Raw genomic sequence first — 19,066 nt, 5'->3', positions numbered from 1 at the left:
CGACGGGCCTGACAGGATTGCATTAGTCGCGGCTGGAGTTGCGCAGTGCGGCTTTTGTGAAGACGATGACGGCCCCGTCGTGGGCGCGGGGGCCGAAGGCCTGCACTGCCTGCTGCTTTTTCAGCACTACAATCCGGCCAATGGAATCGGGGGAAATGGCGCGTATTGCTTGGGGGGCTTCACCAGTCATGGCGTCACTGGGCAGCAGGTTGCCATCCAGCACGTACAGCGGGTTCTGGTTGTGATGGGGCGCCGGCAAGGTCTTTACTACCTTGTAGTCCTGGGTGGGCTCCGCTTTAGCCGCGCCGCCCAGGCTGGCCAGGTTGCCGGCAATGGGCTCCTTGCGCGACGGTAGCCCCTGGATGCCCCGGCTAATATCCTCGGCTTCGGCAGCCTGCGTGAAAGCCTCCTTCGACTCTGTCACTTCGGCACCCACGCTGTACTGCGTCCGGAGAGTTTGTAGAGAAGAGCGACGCAGCAGCATACCCTGTTCCATTTCGTTGAGGCGGGCTTCCATCACCGGATGCAGGTGCTGGTCGTAGGCGCGGGCCTTCATAAACCAGCTGATGCGCTCCAGTGCCAGATCCACCTGATTGGGGAATAAGTTGGAAGCCGAATCACCCTGGGCCTGAGCAGTGAGGTAAGCCGCCGCATTTTCGGCCAGCCAGTAGCGGCGCGCCGTGCGGGCGTAGCGGCCGGTGGCGGTGGTATCGGTGCGGTCCTGGGCCGGGAGCTGGCGGCGGGTGTTGGCTACCTGCCGGGCCGTTTCCACTTCGAAATCGGGCATGCGGCTGGTTTTTACTGACTCCAGCACAATAGGCGCGTTGGTAGCAGGTTTAACAGCTGCCGGAGTAGAGGCTGTAGAGTCGCGCAGGCCCCACCACGCCAGGCCGGCCACGGCGGCGGCAATCAGGCCGGCCGGCCACCAGCGGATCAGCGGCGACGGAGTCGGCTCCGCATACGCATCATACACGGGTGCAGGAGCCGCAACCGGCTCCGCGGTAGCCGGGCGGGGCAGGGTTGCACCCCGGCGGCGCAGTTCCCGGCCGGCCTCTGCTACCAGCGCGGCGTGGTACAGCTCAGGGTGCTGCACGAGATACTGTAGTTCTTCGGTGGTTTTCTGTAAAAACGAATCGGACGACGAGGACATGCGGGGTAACGGAGACGAAAAATCCAGGAAAAAGCAGCTCTAAATTGCCAAAAAGATGGCGCATTTCAAGGCCTCCTGATTCAACGCGGACGGCTGCGGCGCGTATAGTTCAGAGTGCCGCTGGCTCACCGGCCGGCATTTTCACCACCTGACTATTCCTTTTCCCATGACTCAGCCCCCCGAACAACCCACCGACGCCCGGAACCTGCCCGAGGCCACCGATAACCAGCCCGCCCAGCGCCAGCCCGAAGGCCGGCAGGCCCCCGGCAGCCACGATACCGGCCTCAACGCCGACGATAATTCCGGCAGCGGCGGCACCGAAGGCGGTCAGCCCATCAGTGACAGCCGGGTGCGTTCCGGAGCCCCTAACTATGATGCCCCCGGCAATGCCCAAGACGGTGACGTAGGCGGCAACACCACCAGCGGCGGCACCGGGGTATCGGGTGGCGAAACCGGCCAGGTTAATCTGTAATTTTTCACTCCTATATCCAGCATCATGGCCCAGCAACCGCAACAGCCCACCGAAGACCAGCAAAAAGCCCCAAAAACACCCGAAACCACGCAGGAACAGCTCCCGAATGATAGTGGAGCCGGTATCCGGGGTGGCTACGGCAACAGTGACCAGACCAATGGACTGGAAGGCGGCCAGGACTCGCCGGCCGAGAACAGCGCCCCGCAAAAAACCACGGATTAGTAGCGCATACCTGATTTTACCAGGGCCCGGTTACCTACGCATCAGCTGTAAGTAGCCGGGCCCTGGTGTGCAGATCAGGGTATATTGGCCGGATGAAGCTGTTTTCTGTGCTTGTGTTACTGTTAAGTGGTACGTGGCTGCCGTCCGTCGCTCAAAACCCTTTGCCGCGCCTGCTGCGCACCGATTCGGTGCTGGCTCCGGTAGCACGCCACGCCGGCCCGCACCGCCTGCAGATCCTGTACACCCGCATTCGGCGCGACCAACGCGACAATCCTCATTTTCGGCAATACCGGTACCGGCTGCGGCCTCATGAATACTTCTATCCGGCCAGTGCCATCAAGTTGCCTGCGGCCGTGCTGGCGCTGGAAAAAATCCATACCCTGGCCCGGCAGATACCCGGCCTCACCAGCGAGTCGCCGCTGCGGATTGACTCCGTGGCCTGGGGGCAAACCCGGGTGGAGCGGGATACCAGCAGCCAAAACCACCGGGCCAGCGTAGCGCAGTACGTACGTAAAATTCTGCTGGTGAGTGATAATGACGCTTACAACCGGCTGTATGAGTTTGTGGGGCCCGAAGAGCTCCGGCAGCGCCTACGCGCCCACAGCCTGCACCATACAATCCTGCGGCACCGCCTTTCCGTGGGCGACCTGGATTCCACGGCGCGGCGCACCAATCCGGTAGTGTTTTTCACGGATTCCAGCCTGACGCGGCCCCTGTATGTGCAGCCGGCCACCACGTTTACGGGTGCGTGGCCCCGGCCGCGGCAGCAGGATTTGGAGGTAGGCAAAGCGCACCTGCAGAACGGACAGCGTATCAATCAGCCCCTTGATTTCAGCGCAAGGAATGCTACCACACTGCCTGACCTGCAGCGCACCCTGCGGGCCATCCTCTTTCCTGCGTCGGTACCCCGGCGGCAACAGTTTCAGCTGGATTCTCTGGACCGGCGGCTATTGCTGGACTACCTGCACCGGCTGCCGCGCCAGAGCCAGTGGCCGCGCTATTCAGGCGCGCAGTATCCCGATAACGGGGCCAAGTTCCTGCTGGCGGGCGGGGCACCGGGGCCGTTGCCGCCCGGAGTCCGCATCTACAACAAAATCGGGCAGGCCTATGGGTTTCTTATCGATAACGCCTACATCACCGACCCCGCGCATGGGGTGGAGTTTCTGCTGAGCGTCGTGCTGTATGTAAACCAGGATGAGGTGCTCAACGATGACCTGTACGACTATGACACTGTGGGACTACCGTTTCTGCGGCGGCTGGGCGAAGCCGTGTATCAGCACGAGCTGCGCGTCGGCTCCGAAAAAAAGTAAGCCGGAAAAAACATATAGATAACGGTATGGTACTAATGGGCGTATGCTGATGCCAGTCCTGTTGAGTTAAGGCTTTCCTTCGTTGTAGTAGAGTAGTGTATGGCCATAAACTCGTTTGGAGTCACTGTAATTTCCTCAGTGCAGGAGTACCGGCAGCGTGTAGCCCACAATCCTGAGCGGGAATTGGTGGATCTGGCGAGGCTGATACCGGATCTGGTGCTGGATATCCGGTATGCCACGGCCCGCAACCTACTGGGCAAACCAGTCTATAAACAGGCGCGGGCGTTTCTGCGGCGGCCGGTGGCGGAGGCGCTGCGCCGGGTGCAGGAGGCGCTACGACGACTGGGACTAGGTTTGTGCGTGTACGACGCGTATCGGCCGTACAGTACTACGGTGCAGTTTTTTGAGCATGTGCGCGACGAGAAGTTTGCAGCCCCGCCCTGGCGCGGCTCCCGCCACAACCGGGGCTGCTCCGTAGATGTAGGCCTGGTAGAGCGCTCCACCGGCCACCACTTGCCGCTCCCCACCGACTTTGATGAGCTGACCCCGGCCGCCAACTCCCGCTACACCAATTTGCCTCCGCACGTGCTGTTCAACCGCAGCATTCTGCTGGCGGCCATGAAACGGCAGGGCTTTGTAAACTACGTGGATGAATGGTGGCACTACGACCATCCGCGGTGGGCCGACTTCGACCTGCTGGATTTGCCCTTCGAAGAGCTGTAGAAGAATGCCGGGGCACTGAACCGCAAAAAAAGCCCGGATTCCTGCTGCCGAATGCGCTATTTTTGGGGTAATGACCCAGTTGCGTACCGCCTACCGTTGCCTGTTTTTGCTGTTTCTAGCCTGTGGCCTGCTGCTTTCCGCCAGCAGCCGCGCCGCCGATGTACCTCCTAAGCGGGAGCTGCGCGGCGTCTGGATTGCCACCGTGGAGAATATCGACTGGCCCAGCAGCCGGGGCCTCACGCCCGAGCAGCAGCGCCGCGAGTACCGCCGCATGCTGGACGAGCATCAGCAAAACGGCATCAACGCGGTGTTTGTGCAGGTACGGCCGGCTTCCGATGCGTTTTACCAGAGTAGTCTGGAGCCCTGGAGCAAGTGGCTGACCGGCGTGCAGGGCAAAGCGCCCGCGCCCCTCTGGGACCCACTGCCCTTCCTCATCGACGAGGCCCATCAGCGCGGCATGGAGTTTCACGCATGGTTTAACCCGTACCGCGCCACTATGGACACGGTGACGCGCCGCCTGGCCGCCAACCACCCGTACCGCCGGCACCCTGAGTGGTTTATGCGCTACGCCGGCAAGCTGCTCTACAACCCCGGCCTGCCCGAGGTGCGTCAGTACATCAATCAGGTAATTCTGGACGTGGTGCGTCGCTACGATATTGACGGCGTGCATTTTGATGACTACTTCTATCCATATCCGGAAGCCAACCAAATTATTCATGATGAAGCCGCTTTTGCCCGCTTCAACCCCGACAACCTGTCCGTAGCCGATTGGCGGCGGCAGAATGTGAATGTTCTGATCCGAGATTTGCACGACTCCATCCGGCAGGCTAAGCGCTGGGTGAAGTTTGGTATTTCGCCCTTTGGCGTGTGGCGCAACCAGACCACCGACCCCAATGGCTCGGCCACCAAGGCATTCCAGGGCTACGACGGACTGTACGCGGATGCACTGGAATGGACCCGCCAGGGCTGGATTGACTACGTGCTGCCCCAGTTGTACTGGAGCACTGGCTTCCGGGTGGCGCAGTACCCGGTGCTGGTGGAGTGGTGGGCCCGCAATGCCAACGGCCGCCATGTGTACATCGGGCACGGGGCCTACCGCATGCTGGAAAGCACCCGCTCCGATACCGTGTGGCGCAATCCGCGCGAATTGCCCCGTCAGGTGCGCTTCAACCGCACATTTCCGGCCGAGGTAAACGGCAGCGTGTTCTTCAGCTCCCGCTCCCTGATGGCCAATGCCCTGCACACCACCGACTCACTGCGGCAGCACGAGTTCCGGTATCCGGCGCTGGTACCGGCCATGCCCTGGCTGGATGCCGTGCCGCCGCGCCCGGCCCAGCAGCTTACGGCCAGCACGCAGCTCACGGTAAACACGCTGTCCTGGCAGCCCGGTCCCGCCGCCGCCGACGGCGACGAAGCCGTGTACTACGCCCTTTACCGCTTCAACGACGACCAGACGCCCACTCCCGACGACCCCCGCAATCTGCTGGCCATCATCCGGCCGCAGGCGGGTCGCAAGCTGCAGTTTCAGGATACCACGGCCCGTTTCGGCCGCAGCTACGCCTACTACCTCACTGCTTTTGACAGGCTGCACAATGAGAGCCGGCCCATATCGGTGCGCACCAACGGCCGCCCCGCCGAGGTGATTGTGGCCCAGCAGGCCCCACCTGAGCCGGTTCCCGCGCCCACCCCGGCTCCGGTGCCGCAACCGGCCACGCCTCCAGTAGCCAGTGCCCCGCGCCCAGCCGTGCCCCGTCCCGTGGTTACCCGCCCAACCAGTACACCCACCAAGGTAAAAGTCAAAACCAAGCGCAAGCGCGGCGGCTTCTTCCAGCGGCTGTTTGGCGGTTGATGGAAGCGGCCCAGCGTACTGGTTCTGAACCATAAACGCATAAAAAAAGCGAGGCAGTCAAGCCTCGCTTTTTTGTTTTCGATACCGGGTAAATGCCGGCGTTATGGGGCACTGGTCAGGCCATCCAGGTAGCCGTTCCAGTAGTCCAGCGAATCGGGGTCGGTGTTGCCTTGGATGTACGTATTCTGTACCCGGTCATACTCCATCGACACGGCCCGGTCAAAGTCGCGGGTGCCTTCGGAATAGATGCCGTTGAACTCAGACCGCTTTTCCCGGCCGGCATCGAAGCCCTGGTAATAGGTTTCCTGGGAAGCCGCTGCGGTAGCTCCCACTGCGTACGGTTGGGCCGTGGCTGTGCGGGGCAAAGTGCCCAGGGTATATAGAGCAGTTAAAGCAAGCAACGCGAATGATTTTTTCATATAGATTGATGGGTATGGTGGATAGCTGAAATTACTCAAACAGTTTCGTAATCAGGGAGTAATAAGCAATAAAAAAAAGGGCCGGTTTTGCAGCCGGCCCTTATTGGGTGAATAGCGCTATGCACCGTTTAGGTTACAGCGTGCGGTACTCAAACTTCACGCGGCCGGTGGAGCCAGAGGCGCTGGGTTTGATGCCGGTAATGCGCAGCAGCATCGTTTCAGCCCCCCGCACGCGCACGGCGTACACGTCGTTCACGGCCACGGTACCCAGTTCAGCCGAAGTCGTGTTCTGGAACAGGAGCAAACCAATAGCGTTAACCGTAGCGCTGTTATATAAGCCCGCCGCTACCTGGGCGGGCGTCAGCTTGTAGTAACGCGTGGTGTTGGATGCAGTCAGGACCACTCCCGCCGAGGTATAGGAAGAAACCGACAGGTCTTTGTTGGTAGCCGGTCCGGACTGGGGCTCATTCAGGCCCGTGCGCAGGTTAAACGCCAGGGAATCGGAAGGAGTGGCCACCCCGAAAGCTACCCGGCCCGTTTTGGCCGTGGCGGCAAACGACACCGGGGCTGCAATGGCAATAGGCGCAGCCGTAAGCGTGGTGGACGTGTTCTGGGCGTACGCCACAAAGGAGTACGTAAGCGTCTGACCGTTGGAGCCGGCCGGCACCGGCGCATTCACCGTTACCGTGGTAGCAGCCCCGGCCGAAGGCCCGCGCACTACGCCCAACCGGCGGGCGGTACCCGTGCCGCTCTGCACGAAGTACGTGAGGCTGTCCACGTTCTTGAACAGGGTGCTGGTGCTGCCGCCGGTGGGTACCGTGGCAATGCCGCCCTCATTCAGCAGAATGGAATAGCCCAGAATATCACCCGAGGTTTGCTGCGTGACGCTCAGGCCGTTGCGGTAGGTAACCGGCGTGGCGGAGAACTTAAGTGTGGGCGAGCTGGCGGCCGTGTACGTGAAACGACGCAGACGCTTGCTGCCATCGGCAAAGTTCAGCGTTACATCCACCCGCACCGGCGTTTTGTTAGCCAGCGTGCTGGGCACGGTGTAGGGCACCGTTTGGTTGAAGAGCTGTGGGGTACCGTTGAGCTGCCCACTGGCGGGGTAGGTGCCCACCACGGCCGAGTCCTGCTTGTTGATTACCTGAAACACGGTAATGTCCTTCAGGTTGTCGCTCTGGTTGAAAGCCACAATGACGGGCACGGTTTCGCCGGGGGCGTACTTGGTAGCTAAAGCGCCACCCTGCGTGCTGATGGAGCCAAAGCCGGCGTTGTCCTGCAGCTGTACGTAGTCGTTGAAGTCTTCCTTCTTACAGCCAGCCGTAGCCAGGCCCAGCGCCAGCAGGCCGGCCAGCGCCAACGGCTGCCACCCGCGGCGGGCAGTTACCCATGAGGTTATATATTGTTTCATGCGTTGCGAGAGAAATAGGGGAGGGAGAAAGGGGCCCGGCCTCACGGACGGTCCCACCACAGCGGCTTGCCAATGTAGTCGTCGTTAGACGTGGCCATGGCATCGGCGAACAGCTTGGCTACGGCCTGCGGATTGTACAGCACCTCCGTCGCACCCGGCAACAGGCGGCGGGGCCACCGGTCCTTGTAATCGGGTTGCGCCGCCAGGGTGGCATTCACGGCGGTGCCGGCGGGGTACTTCAGGTTGGGGTAGATGGTGGGGTCGTAATCCAGGCGGCGCAGATCCGACCATGATTCCGGGTTCAGAAACATGGCAATGTATTTCTGCTCCATAATGCGCTTGAGCGTGAGTTCCGAAGTGCTCTGGGCCACGGCCGGGCTGCTGAGGTAAGCCTCAATTTGCGCCCCCGAAATCAGGGGGAAGCTCACCGGCGGAACGGAGTTGGTGCCGCCCACGCCAATTTTAGCCATGTGCGCCCGAATGCCTTCCCGGTAGGCTGCTAGGGCCCGGTTTAGGTTACCGGCCCGGTAGGCGGCTTCGGCCTCAATAAACTTGATTTCGTGGTAGGTCAGCACCTCAAAGTAGCCCAGGTCGCGGGCGTACCAGGAGCTGTAAAAATCTACGTAGCCGTTCACCAATGTGGCGGCCGAGGTGTTGCCCACGCCGGGGTCGGCGCCGGGGCTGCCGGCCGTGGCCATAATGGGCAGGCGCGGGTCAACTACGCCGGGGTAAGCGGCACCGGCCGCGTTGCCGTTCAGGTATTTGATGATGTTGCTGGAAAACGTAGCCGAAGTAGTGGACGTGCTGAAGTTGTTGCGGGTGGTGCCAAAAATATTGGTGGTACCCGCCAGCGGTGCCACGGCCACCTGAAACTGCAGCTGCGCATCATCGGCCGAGGAAGTCATGCTCTGGTCTACCAAAGCCAGCACCTTAGCGGGGTCATAGCTGCTCTTTTTGGTGAGGTGGTTGAGCTGCCGGGCCTTCAGGCCGTTGGCAAACCTGATCCACTTCTGCGTGTTGCCCTGGAACAGAATGTCGCCGGAAATACTGGGCGAGGTCACGTACAGGGGCCGGAAGTTTTCACTGGCCGGCTTCTGCATCAGGGCAATACCCTCGTCGCAGAGCGTGTTGATAGTGGCGTAAATCTGCTCCTGCGAGTCGTACTTGGGCGTGTAGTTGGCGGCACCCTGGTAGGCCTCCGAATACGGAATATCCCCCAGCATATCGGTGGCGTGGGCCAGCAGCATCGCCTGGATGATTTTGGCCGCCCCAATGTAATACGGCGAGCCTTCCTTGGTAGCAGCATCCGTCAGCGTGGGAATGGTGCCGCCTGAGTAGAAGTAGCTGTAGTTGAAGGTATTGGTGCTGTTGCCGTTGGTGAGGATGAACTGGTCGGAGCCGCCCGTGGGGGAGCGGCGCACCACATATTGCGTCAGAAACGGCGTTACCAGCGAGGTGAACATCTGCGTCTGCACGCCCTGCGAGATAATGCCGGGCAGCAGGAAGTTCGGAGTAGAAGTAGTGGGGTTGTTGGGGTCGGTATTGACGTCGAAAAACTTGTCGCAGCTCGTCATCACCCCGCTGCTCAGCGCCAGCCCCAGCAGCAGAATATATTTTTTCATCAGAAGGAAGTCAGTTGGTTTATAGTTGCTAGTGCTTAGTGCTTAGTTCGTTCTGAGATAGTAAGAACGACCTAGGCACTAAGCACTAACGCCTAGGCAATACATTAAAAGTTCACGCGCAGGCTCATATCCACGCCGCGGGTGCGGGGCACTCCGCCGTAGTCGAAGCCACCCGAGCCGCCACCGCGCACCCCGGCTCCGGCCGAAGCGGTTTCCGGGTCGCCGCCGGAGTATTTGGTGAACAGCAGCAGGTTGCGGCCCGTTACCGACAGCTCCACGCCCTTTACCGTTTTAGAGTCGGCAAACAGCTTGGCGGGCACCAGGTAGGAGAGGGTAGCGTAGCGCAACCGGGACCAGGAGCCATCCTCAATGTACGGGGTGCCAATCACGCCCAGGATGTTCTGGTAGTAGCTCTGGGTAAGCTCCACGGGCCGAGTGTTCTGCACGTAGGAGGTCGAGCCGTCAGTATTTTTGGTGGCTACAACCCCGTCAAACACCGCCGTATTGTAGCGGTCCAGGGTGCGGGTGCTCAGGCCCGAGCGCACGGCGGCCCACTCGTTGCCGTTCACCACTTTGCCGCCCTTGCGGAAGTCCCACAGGAAGGAGAATGACAGCTCTTTGTAGCGTAGCGTGTTGGTTACCTGCACCGTGTACTGTGGGGCGCGGTTGCCGGCGTACACAAAGGTGCTGGTATTCACCAGCGGGTAGCCGGTGGTGGGGCTGATAAGGATGCGGCCATCGGGGGCGCGCTGGTAGTCCAGGGCGCTGATGGAGGAAATAGCGTAGCCGGGGAAAGCCCCGCCCCGCGCCACATCAACTACCCACGCATCCGACTGGTACACCTCCGTGAGGAAGCCGGGCAGCTTAGTGGCGGAGTTGCGGTTGGCGTAGTAGTTGGCCACCACGTCCCAGCTGAAGTTGGCCTGCTGCACGGGCGTGCCGCGCAGGGCAATTTCGAGCCCTTTGTTGGTTACCGTACCGCCGTTGATGTACTGTAGAATAAAGCCGGTAGCCTGGCTCACGCGCGGGGCAATCAGCTGGTCGGAGGTAACCTGCTGGTACACGTTGGCCTCCAGACCCACGCGGTTGCGCAGGAACTGCAGGTCCAGCCCAATTTCAAAGCCCCGGGTATGCTCCGGCACCAGGTTGCGGTTGGAGCCGAAGAAGCCGTTGCGGAAGCCCCCGCCAATGTAAGTGCCCTGGGCCAGCGGCGAATCCACCCGGTAAGGGCCGGTGTCTTTGCCTACGTCCGATACGGAGCCCCGAATCTTGCCGTAGTTCACCCAGGGGTTCTGCGAGAGGCCCAGCAGCTGCGTAAATTCCCAGCCCAGCGCCGCCGAGCCGTAATAAAACGCCCGGCCGTAGTTCTTGTTCTCGCCGGGCCGGGGCAGGGTAGAGGTCTGGTCGCGGCGGCCGTTCAGTTCCAGCGTTACCTGGTTGAGCAGGTTCAGGTTGAGGCGGGCGAAGTTACCCACCAGCCGGCGCTCCGAGTTGGTAGTGAGGGCGTTGCGGTTTACCGTGTTGTTGATGGACGGTACCGCCGGGTTGGGATTCAGGTAAATCAGACCCAGCACATCCGTCACTTCCGAGCGGCTCACATCCACCATATTACCCAGCACCAGCGCCCCGCCCAGCTTCTCCGAGAAATCGTGCTTGAAGGTAAGCAGCGTGTTGGAGTTGAGCAGGCGGCTCATGGTACCGGTTTCGGCAATGCCCCCGTCCTGGTTGGCGGTGAGCGACGTACCCACGGCCCGCACCGAGCGGTCCTTCTGGTAGTAGAAGTCGGTACCGGTGGTGTTGGAAATGTTCAGCCACTTCAGCAAGTCCAGCGAGGCCTGAATACTCCCGATGAAACGGTTGTTGCGTGTGGTCTGGGGGTTTTTGTAAATGGAGAAGTACGGGTTGTCGGCATCATTCACGGCCGTGGCCGCGCCCAGCAGGCGGCGGCGGGTACCATCGGGGTTCAGGTACACGCTGGCGTCGTCGTTGCGCGGCCAGTTGAGCAGGCTGGTGTAGAAACCACCCGTGCCCCCGAATAAGCCGGGCCCCTGAATAGGCGCTACGCCGCCCGTGTTGATGTACTGCGTGGAGCCCGACAACGAGAATTTATCCGAGAGCTTGGCCGAGCCACCCAGGCGCAGGGTGGTTTTCTCGTAGCGGCTGGTGGGCACAATGCCATCGGTGGTGTTGCGCGAGCCGGAGAAGATAAATGAGTTCTTCTCGTTGCCGCCCGAAAGGGTGAGGAAGTGCTGCCAGCTTTTGCCCTTCTCGAAGAAGTTGCCCACGTTGTCGTACACCGCTTCGCCAGGCTGGAAGCGCGGACCGTAGGAGGAGCGCACCGTGGGGTCGAAAATGCCGTTGCTGCCCTGCTTGTACTGGTCCTGCAGCTTGGGCAGCTTGAGGGCCTCATCCACCGAAAACTGCGTGCGGTAGCTGATGGTAGTACGGCCCGAAGCACCTTTTTTGGTGGTGATGATAACGGCCCCGTTGGCCGCGCGCAGGCCGTAAATAGCGGCGGCCGCCCCGCCTTTCAGTACCGTCAGTGAGGCAATATCCTCGGGGTTCAGGTCGCCCACGCGGTTCTGGCTGGCCACTGAGCGGCCCAGAATCCCGTTGAAGCCCGAGCCGCCGCCGGGGGCCGTACTCTCCACAAACGAAGAGTTATCCATGATTACCCCGTCAATCACAAACAGGGGCTGGTTGTTGCCATCCAAGGAGTTGCCGCCCCGGATTACAATAGCCGCGCCTTCGCCCGGCGCTCCGCCCGAGGAGGTAATGGTAACCCCCGCTACCTTGCCCTGCAGGGCATTCACGATGTTTGTCTGCCGGGTTTCCACCAGCTCGCCGCCCTGCACCTGTGGGGCCGAGTAGTTCAGCTCGCGCCGCTCCTGCTTAATGCCCATACCCGTTACCACTACCTCACTGAGGCTTTTGGAATCGGGGCCAAGGGCAATATTGGCCGTGGTAGCGTTGCCTACCCGGTATTCCTGCGAAGAGTAGCCGATAAAGCTGAACACCAGCGTGCTGCCCGTGGGTACGTTGGCCAGGGAGTAGCGGCCATCAGCCCCGGTTTGGGTACCGATGGCGGTGCCTTTTACCAGCACGTTCACGCCGGGCAGGGGCTGGCCGTCGTTGGTGCCCGTAACCACGCCCTGCATGGTTACGGTGGCCTGCTGAGCCCACGCGGCCGGGGCGGCCAGCAGCAACCCCAGCGCCAGTGGAGAGGACCATAGTTGTCTTTTCATACGCAATAGAGAGAAGTGAGAGAAAGAGGGGGAAATGCGGAAGCCAGCGTACCGAAGGCGGTGCGCGGCAGTTGGACTATGGCAGGATACTATCGGTGGGAGAAAGGGGCTGAAAAGAGGAAAATCAGCCTGGCCAGCCGAAAATTACGGCGGCTAGAACGAGCAATGAATGGGAAAAGGAAAGGGCAGAAAGAGCGGAAACGAAAGGAAAGCAGCTAAAACTAACAGTTGTTGTACAGTGAAACAACTATATATGGTATTTTTTGAAGGCTGTACCAACATCCGTTCAGAGTAGAGTTCCGGCAGGGTCTGGTACGGTTGAGCTGCAAAAGAGAAGCAGCAAAACTGCGCCGGATGCTGCATCTTGCCGGGAGTTCCGCCCCCGTTTTCTTCCTCTATGCAAACTACTACGCAGGCTGCTCAAACCACCACGGGTACTACGCCCCTGGCCGAAGCCTCCCAGCCCGGCCGCCTCATGAGCCTCGATGTGTTTCGGGGCCTCACCGTCATGGGCATGATCTTGGTGAATAACCCCGGCGACTGGGGCCACATTTACGCGCCGCTGGAGCACGCCCACTGGCACGGCTGCACCCCCACCGACCTGATTTTTCCCTTTTTCCTGTTCATTGTGGGCGTCAGCATCACGTATGCGCTGGACGGAGCCCGGCAGCAACCCGCCACCCACGGCCGCACCATGCTGCGGGTGCTGAAGCGGGCGGCCATTTTGTTCGGGCTGGGGCTGTTTTCGGCGCTATTCCCGAAGTTCGAGTTCAGCACGGTGCGGATTCCGGGGGTGCTGGCGCGCATTGCGGTGGTATTTCTGGTGTGCGGCGTGCTGTTTCTGAAAACCAACCGGAAGCAGCAAATCGGGCTGCTGGCCTTTATTCTGATTTTCTACAACGTGCTCATGCAGCTGGTGCCCGTGCCCGGCTACGGCCCCGCCAACCTGGAGGCCGGCACCAACCTGGGTGCCTGGCTCGACCGGGCGGTGCTGGGCGAAGCGCACCTCTGGAAGCAAAGCCGCACCTGGGACCCCGAAGGCATGCTGAGCACCTTGCCAGCCATTGGTACCGGGCTGCTGGGTCTGCTGGCGGGCCAGTGGCTGCGCCGCCGGGAGGTGGAGCCGGCTACCCGCGTAGCCTGGCTGTTTGTGGCCGGAGCGGGCTGCGTGGTGCTGGGCATGGTCTGGAACGGGTGGTTTCTCATCAACAAAGCCCTCTGGACCAGCTCCTACGTGCTGTACACCGGCGGGCTGGCCCTGGCGCTGCTGGCCGGCCTCTACTGGCTGGTAGATGTGCAGCAGTACCGCCGCTGGACGCTGCCGCCGCTGGTGTACGGTGTCAATGCCATTACTGTATTCTTCCTCTCGGGCCTGATTCCGCGGCTACTGAACATGGTGAAACTAACCGGGGCCAATGGCCAGGAAACCGGCCTGCGCAACTGGCTTTACGATACCCTGTTCGTGCCCTATTTCAGCCCTGTCAATGCTTCTTTGGCCGGGGCCATTACCTGCGTGCTGATTTGGTTTGTAGTCCTCTGGCTGATGTACCGGCGGAATATCATCATCAAAGTGTGAGGAGGTACTGGAGTGATAAGAACATATGTGGTTTGTCATCCTGAGCTTGCGAAGGACCTTTCAACCATAGAACGATACCCGTACAACGGCTCATGCTAACGTGCCAAGGTCCTTCGTCCTCGCTTGATGCGCGACATGCTCAGGACGACAGTCGGGTTCAACAATAACTCCCCAACTACCTAACCCCCCAACATGCCTGCCGATAAACCTGCCCGCTTGCTCTCCCTGGACGTTTTTCGGGGGCTGACGGTGGTGCTGATGCTGCTGGTGAACAACGCCGGCGACTACACCCAGTATTACCGCCCGCTGGCCCACGCGCCCTGGCACGGCTGCACCCCCGCCGATCTGGTGTTTCCGTCGTTTGTGTTCATCATGGGCGTGGCGCTGGTGTACGGGCTGGCGGCGGTGCGGGCCCAACCGGAGCGGCACCGGGCGGCCATCGGGCGTATTATTCGCCGGGCGCTGGTGCTGCTGGTGCTGGGCCTGCTCATTGGGCTGGTGCCGTATTTCTACTTCACCTCGTTCCGGATTCCGGGGGTGCTGCAGCGCATTGCCTTGGTGTATGGGGTGTGCGCCGTGCTCTTCCTGAAAACCACCTGGCGGCAGCAGGCGGGGCTGGGCGTGGCGTTGCTGGTGCTCTACAACGGGCTGCTGCAACTGGTGCCGGTGCAGGGCATCGGGCCGGCCAACCTGGAACCGGCTACCAACCTGGGAGCTTGGCTGGATAAGTGCCTGTTCACCGTCAACCACATCTACCTCAAGGAGCAGGGCTGGGACCCAGAATCCTTGCTGGGTACGCTGCCAACCGTCGTAACCGGGTTGCTGGGCGTGCTGGTAGGGCAGTGGCTTCGCCGCCCCGACCCGGATGCCACTACCAAAGCGGTTTGGATGCTGGTAAGCGGCAGCGGACTGGTACTGGCCGGCCTGATCTGGAACGGGTGGTTTCCCATCAACAAAGCCCTTTGGACGAGCTCCTACGTGCTGTACGCCGGGGGCATCAGCCTGCTGGTGCTGGCGGTGCTGTACTTTCTGGTGGATGTGCAGCAGTGGCGCGGGGCCTGGACGTGGCCGCTGGTGGCCTGCGGCAGCAATGCGCTGCTGGTGTTCTTCCTGCCCGAAGTGCTGGAGCGCCTGCTCACCCGCCTGAAGCTGCACGATGCCCACGGCACCGTGTTCTACGCCCGTGACTGGCTGTACCAGCACCTGTTCACGCAGCACATTGCCAATCCCTACCACGCCTCGTTGGCGTATGCGGTGTGCTACACGCTGGTATGGCTGGGAATTCTGTGGGTGCTGTACCGCCGCCGGATTTTCTTCACGGTGTAGCCCGGCCCGGCGTCAAGCGCACTTATTTTCCGTACTTCGGGTATGAAATACTACTGGATTGTACTTACCGCCCTGGCCCTGACGGCTTCTGCGGCCCAGGCCCAGACTACCCCGGCCGCCACCCCGCCCGCGGCCACTAAAGCGCCGTTGTCGGCCAGCCAGCGCAAAGCGGCCGAGGAGCTGCTGGCGGCGACCAACTCTGAGAAAAACCTGACCGAATCCATCGACCGGATGCTGGCCGTGCAAATAGAGCAAAACCCCGGCATGAAGGCCGTAGAGCCCGAAATGCGCGCCTACCTCAACAAATACATGAGCTGGAATGCCATGAAGGAGGATATGGTGCAGCTCTACGCCCGCGAGTTCTCCGAAAAGGAGCTCAAAGAGCTAGCTAAGTTCTACCAGACATCCATCGGCCGTAAAACCATCGAGAAGATGCCCCAACTGATGGCTGCCAGCATGGAAATCGGCCAGCGCCGCATGCAGGAGCATCTGCCCGAGCTGCAGCAGGCCATTGCCGAAAAGATGAAAACCCAGGCTCCCACCGACGTAAAGTAACCAGCTGGTTGCGCTAAACCCACCGTCATTGCGAGGCGGAGCCGAAGCAATCCGTCCTGCACAGGGTGCCAATCCTTGATAAGCAGAAAGCCCCTGATGCCAGCACGGACGTCAGGGGCTTTCTGCTTGTTCGGGGGCTATTGGCCTGAAAAGGAAAGATTGCTTCGTCCTTCGTCCTCGCAATGACGGTGGCCGAAGGGCTGCCTCGCTTTGACACTCAGGCTACCACTGGTACCCGTCGAAATCCTTGCGGAGCTGGGTTTTGAGGAGTTTGCCGGTGGCGGTGTGGGGCAGTTGTTCTACGAATTCTACGGCTTCGGGCACCCACCAGCGGGCCACTTTCCCGTCGTAATAGGCCAAGATGTCCTCCTTGCTGAGGTCGTGGTCGGGTTTGCGCACTACCAGCAGCAGAGGCCGCTCGCTCCATTTGGGGTGGGGCACCCCGATGACGGCGGCTTCGGCTACGCTGGGGTGGCCGATGGCCAGGTTTTCCAGCTCGATGCTCGAAATCCACTCCCCGCCCGATTTGATGACGTCCTTGCTGCGGTCGGTTATCTGCATGAAGCCGCTGGGGTCGATGGTGGCCACGTCGCCGGTGCGGAACCAGCCGTCGGGGGTGAGGTGGCCGGGCGCGGTGCCGAAGTAATCGGCCACGATGAAGGGGCCGCGCACCAACAGGTCGCCGAAGGCCACGCCGTCGTGGGGCAGCTCCCGGCTTTCGCCGTCCACAATCTTCATATCCACTCCGAATATCACGCGGCCCTGCTTGGTCTGGATGGCAAACTGCTCGTCGGGGCTGAGGCTAAGCTGCTGGGGCTTGAGCGTGCACACGGTGCCCAGGGGCGAGGTTTCCGTCATGCCCCAGGCGTGGCGGATGGTCACGCCCAGCTCCTCATCGAAGGCCCGCAGCAGCGCCGGCGGGCAGGAGGCCCCGCCCACAATCATCTGCCGCAAGGAAGAAAACCGCAGCTCCTTTTCGCGCATGAACGTGAGCAGCCCGAACCAGATGGTGGGCACCCCGGCCGTGAACGTAACGCCTTCCGTCTCGAATAGCTCGTAGAGGCTGGCCGCATCCAGGCCCGGCCCGGGCAGCACCAGCTTGCAGCCCACCATGGGCGCTAGGTACGGAATGCCCCAGGCATTGACGTGGAACATGGGCACCACGGGCAGAATCACGTCGCGGGCCGAGCAGTTGAAGCAGTCGGGCAACGCGGCGGCGTAGCTGTGCAGCAGCGTGGAGCGGTGGGAGTAGAGCACGCCCTTGGGCTGGTCGGTGGTGCCGGAGGTGTAGCACAGGGAGGAGGCCGTATTCTCGTCGAACACCGGCCACTCAAACTCGTCGCTTTCGGCGGCCAGCAGGTCCTCGTAGCAGCGCAGGTCGGGCAGGGTGGTGGTTTCGGGCATGTGGGCCCGGTCGGTCATCAGCACCCAGGCTTCCACGGTGGGGCAGCTAGGGGCCAGCTTCTCCACCAGCGGCAGAAACGTGAGGTCAAAGAACAGCAACCGGTCCTCGGCGTGGTTGATGATGTACACCAGCTGCTCCGGAAATAGGCGCGGGTTGCTGGTGTGGCACACCGCCCCCGAGCCCGACACGGCGTAGTACAGCTCCAAGTGGCGGTGCGTATTCCAGGCCAGTGTGCCCACCCGGTCGCCACTCCGGATGTCCAGGCGGCGCAGGGCATTTGCCAGCTGCCGGCTGCGGCGGCCCAGGCCGGCGTAGGTGGTACGGTGCAGCCCGCCTTCGGGCAGGCGGCTCACAATTTCCGTGTCGGCGTGCCATTTCTCGGCGTGTTCCAGCAGCCCCGCAATGCGCAGGGGCGTGTTCATCATGAGGCCTTGTAGCATGGTAGGGTGGGGTTTCGCGCAGTGGTTCGGGGTGGGAGACGCAGGGTTTCGCAGTGACGGGTAAGCTAGTCAGAAATTCAGTAGCTTGATGACCGTTACGCTGCTATTCCTTCTGCTATTCTGATGCGTATTTTTTCCTTGCTCGGTATGGCGCTGCTCTTGGCCGTGCCCGTAACCGCCCTGCGGGCCCAGGGCCTGCACGAAGGCGACCAGGTGCCTGCGTTTACGCTGGCTACGCTCAACAGCCCGCGGCCCACATTTACTTCCGCGGAAGCCGCCGGCAAGCTGCTGCTGGTAGAATTCTGGGGAACGTGGTGCAGTCCGTGCATTCCGGCGCTGCTGCACCTGGATTCTTTGCAGCAGGCGTTTCCTCAGCAGCTGCAGGTAGTGGGCGTGGCGGCCGACCCCGAAGCGCGGGTGCGCACGTTTCTGCAGCGCCGCCCGGTGCATATTCCGTTGGCTCCGCTGCCTGATGAGCAGGCCCCGCTGTACCGCTACTTCCCCCACCGGACGGTGCCGCACACGGTCGTTATCGGGCCCGATGGCAAGGTGCTGGCCATCACCGAGCCCAGACAGATTACGCCGGCCGTGGTGCGGCAGTGGCTGGCGGGCCAACGTGCGGTAGTGGAGGCCAAGCACGACGAGCTGCGCAACCCGTTAATCTTCTTCCCGGCCGATACCAGTACCCGCTCCTCCCTCAAGGTGCTGCCTTACCTGACGGGCGTAGGCTCCCAGATGCGCCGCGACCAAACGCCGGGCCTGCGGGGCCGCCGGGTGACGTTTATCAATACCACGCTGCAAAACCTGGTGCAGCAGGTGTATCACGTGTCGCATCTGCGGGTGCAGAATCAGCTGCCCGCCAGCCGGAACAAATTCGAGCCCGCCAACCTGTTTTGCGTGGATGTAATCGTGCCCCGCGCGCAGGGCGGGCAGCTGCTGGAGCGGCTGCGGCCGGAGCTGGGGCCGCGGTTCGGGCTGCAGGTAACGGTGCGGCCCGAAAATCGGCCGGTGTATGTACTGCGCCGCCTGCCCAACGCCGCGGCGTGGCCGCCATCCAGCAAAGCCGAGCAAGCCTCGTGGTCAGGCAGAGGATTCGAGGCGGAAGGGGGACGCGTCGAAATGCTGCGGGAGTTTCTGGAAAATATGTCAAGCAAGCCTGTGGTGGATGAAACCGGGCTGACGGGCCGCTACGACATCATGCTGGAATTGCAGCCGGAAGACAAAATGGCTGAAGTACGGCAGCACCTGCAGAAGCTGGGGCTTACATTGGAAGAAGCCACCCGCCCGATTGATGTGGTGTACATGGCCGAGACCAAAACGCCATAAACCAACAGCGCCCCG

General features: G+C 61.6%; 15 protein-coding genes. 9 read left to right on the top strand and 6 right to left on the bottom strand.

The genetic code is table 11. The features are described from left to right. Positions 1-22: 22 nt before the first annotated feature. The gene (locus EI291_RS17500; protein ID WP_125423005.1) at positions 23-1,150 is read right to left on the bottom strand and encodes a hypothetical protein; all 1,128 of its coding nucleotides are present in this window, start codon (positions 1,148-1,150) and stop codon (positions 23-25) included. Between the two features lie 166 nt (positions 1,151-1,316). Between EI291_RS17500 and EI291_RS17495 the strand changes: the two genes are divergently transcribed. The 5 genes from EI291_RS17495 to EI291_RS17475 all read left to right on the top strand — a co-directional run bounded on the left by EI291_RS17495 (position 1,317) and on the right by EI291_RS17475 (position 5,726). Continuing rightward, positions 1,317-1,622, top strand: coding sequence for a hypothetical protein (locus tag EI291_RS17495; protein ID WP_125423002.1), 306 nt, complete (start codon positions 1,317-1,319; stop codon positions 1,620-1,622). 24 nt (positions 1,623-1,646) lie between these two features. Further along, positions 1,647-1,844, top strand: coding sequence for a hypothetical protein (locus EI291_RS17490; protein WP_125422999.1), 198 nt, complete (start codon positions 1,647-1,649; stop codon positions 1,842-1,844). A gap of 113 nt (positions 1,845-1,957) precedes the next feature. Next, entirely contained in the window at positions 1,958-3,154 is a 1,197-nt protein-coding gene (locus EI291_RS17485; protein WP_170172705.1) for a serine hydrolase, read from the top strand. 99 nt (positions 3,155-3,253) lie between these two features. Beyond that, positions 3,254-3,877: a M15 family metallopeptidase gene (locus EI291_RS17480; protein WP_125422993.1), complete on the top strand. Its 624-nt coding sequence runs from the start codon at positions 3,254-3,256 to the stop codon at positions 3,875-3,877. 70 nt (positions 3,878-3,947) lie between these two features. Further along, positions 3,948-5,726: a glycoside hydrolase family 10 protein gene (locus tag EI291_RS17475; protein ID WP_125422990.1), complete on the top strand. Its 1,779-nt coding sequence runs from the start codon at positions 3,948-3,950 to the stop codon at positions 5,724-5,726. A 101-nt stretch (positions 5,727-5,827) separates the two neighbouring features. Here EI291_RS17475 and EI291_RS17470 read toward each other — a convergent pair whose 3' ends face one another. From EI291_RS17470 to EI291_RS17455, 4 genes are all read right to left on the bottom strand, one after another. Further along, positions 5,828-6,145, bottom strand: a complete 318-nt coding sequence (locus EI291_RS17470) for a hypothetical protein (RefSeq protein ID WP_125422987.1) — start codon at positions 6,143-6,145, stop codon at positions 5,828-5,830. Positions 6,146-6,278: 133 nt separating this feature from the next. After that, a complete protein-coding gene (locus EI291_RS17465; protein WP_125422984.1) occupies positions 6,279-7,556 on the bottom strand; it encodes a hypothetical protein in 1,278 nt (425 codons plus the stop codon). Between the two features lie 41 nt (positions 7,557-7,597). Then, a complete protein-coding gene (locus EI291_RS17460; protein ID WP_125422981.1) occupies positions 7,598-9,178 on the bottom strand; it encodes a SusD/RagB family nutrient-binding outer membrane lipoprotein in 1,581 nt (526 codons plus the stop codon). Positions 9,179-9,282: 104 nt separating this feature from the next. After that, on the bottom strand, positions 9,283-12,423 hold the full coding sequence (locus EI291_RS17455; protein ID WP_125422978.1) for a SusC/RagA family TonB-linked outer membrane protein: 3,141 nt from the start codon (positions 12,421-12,423) through the stop codon (positions 9,283-9,285). A 397-nt stretch (positions 12,424-12,820) separates the two neighbouring features. Here EI291_RS17455 and EI291_RS17450 point away from each other — a divergent pair, with 397 nt between their 5' ends. From EI291_RS17450 to EI291_RS17440, 3 genes are all read left to right on the top strand, one after another. Next, positions 12,821-13,999, top strand: coding sequence for an acyltransferase family protein (locus EI291_RS17450; RefSeq protein WP_125422976.1), 1,179 nt, complete (start codon positions 12,821-12,823; stop codon positions 13,997-13,999). Positions 14,000-14,191: 192 nt separating this feature from the next. Next, on the top strand, positions 14,192-15,325 hold the full coding sequence (locus EI291_RS17445) for an acyltransferase family protein (protein ID WP_125422973.1): 1,134 nt from the start codon (positions 14,192-14,194) through the stop codon (positions 15,323-15,325). 42 nt (positions 15,326-15,367) lie between these two features. After that, a complete protein-coding gene (locus tag EI291_RS17440) occupies positions 15,368-15,880 on the top strand; it encodes a DUF2059 domain-containing protein (RefSeq protein WP_125422970.1) in 513 nt (170 codons plus the stop codon). A gap of 222 nt (positions 15,881-16,102) precedes the next feature. On the opposite strand, the gene EI291_RS17435 is transcribed toward EI291_RS17440, so the two are convergent. Continuing rightward, the gene (locus tag EI291_RS17435; RefSeq protein ID WP_125422967.1) at positions 16,103-17,725 is read right to left on the bottom strand and encodes a 3-(methylthio)propionyl-CoA ligase; all 1,623 of its coding nucleotides are present in this window, start codon (positions 17,723-17,725) and stop codon (positions 16,103-16,105) included. A gap of 123 nt (positions 17,726-17,848) precedes the next feature. On the opposite strand from EI291_RS17435, the gene EI291_RS17430 reads away from it, so the two are divergent. Further along, on the top strand, positions 17,849-19,051 hold the full coding sequence (locus tag EI291_RS17430; RefSeq protein WP_125422964.1) for a TIGR03435 family protein: 1,203 nt from the start codon (positions 17,849-17,851) through the stop codon (positions 19,049-19,051). The last annotated feature ends 15 nt before the right edge of the window (positions 19,052-19,066 follow it).

This window comes from Hymenobacter rigui (assembly GCF_003944715.1).
GTDB classification, from domain to species: Bacteria; Bacteroidota; Bacteroidia; order Cytophagales; family Hymenobacteraceae; genus Hymenobacter; species Hymenobacter rigui.
This window is presented reverse-complemented; position numbering and strand designations above follow the sequence as displayed.

Excerpts from the sequence above, each read along its gene's own strand:
- EI291_RS17500 (WP_125423005.1), bottom strand. The coding sequence starts at position 1,150 with ATGTCCTCGTCGTCCGATTCGTTTTTACAGAAAACCACCGAAGAACTA.
- EI291_RS17495 (WP_125423002.1), top strand. The coding sequence starts at position 1,317 with ATGACTCAGCCCCCCGAACAACCCACCGACGCCCGGAACCTGCCCGAG.
- EI291_RS17490 (WP_125422999.1), top strand. The coding sequence starts at position 1,647 with ATGGCCCAGCAACCGCAACAGCCCACCGAAGACCAGCAAAAAGCCCCA.
- EI291_RS17480 (WP_125422993.1), top strand. The coding sequence starts at position 3,254 with ATGGCCATAAACTCGTTTGGAGTCACTGTAATTTCCTCAGTGCAGGAG.
- EI291_RS17475 (WP_125422990.1), top strand. The coding sequence starts at position 3,948 with ATGACCCAGTTGCGTACCGCCTACCGTTGCCTGTTTTTGCTGTTTCTA.
- EI291_RS17470 (WP_125422987.1), bottom strand. The coding sequence starts at position 6,145 with ATGAAAAAATCATTCGCGTTGCTTGCTTTAACTGCTCTATATACCCTG.
- EI291_RS17465 (WP_125422984.1), bottom strand. The coding sequence starts at position 7,556 with ATGAAACAATATATAACCTCATGGGTAACTGCCCGCCGCGGGTGGCAG.
- EI291_RS17460 (WP_125422981.1), bottom strand. The coding sequence starts at position 9,178 with ATGAAAAAATATATTCTGCTGCTGGGGCTGGCGCTGAGCAGCGGGGTG.
- EI291_RS17455 (WP_125422978.1), bottom strand. The coding sequence starts at position 12,423 with ATGAAAAGACAACTATGGTCCTCTCCACTGGCGCTGGGGTTGCTGCTG.
- EI291_RS17450 (WP_125422976.1), top strand. The coding sequence starts at position 12,821 with ATGCAAACTACTACGCAGGCTGCTCAAACCACCACGGGTACTACGCCC.
- EI291_RS17445 (WP_125422973.1), top strand. The coding sequence starts at position 14,192 with ATGCCTGCCGATAAACCTGCCCGCTTGCTCTCCCTGGACGTTTTTCGG.
- EI291_RS17440 (WP_125422970.1), top strand. The coding sequence starts at position 15,368 with ATGAAATACTACTGGATTGTACTTACCGCCCTGGCCCTGACGGCTTCT.
- EI291_RS17435 (WP_125422967.1), bottom strand. The coding sequence starts at position 17,725 with ATGCTACAAGGCCTCATGATGAACACGCCCCTGCGCATTGCGGGGCTG.
- EI291_RS17430 (WP_125422964.1), top strand. The coding sequence starts at position 17,849 with ATGCGTATTTTTTCCTTGCTCGGTATGGCGCTGCTCTTGGCCGTGCCC.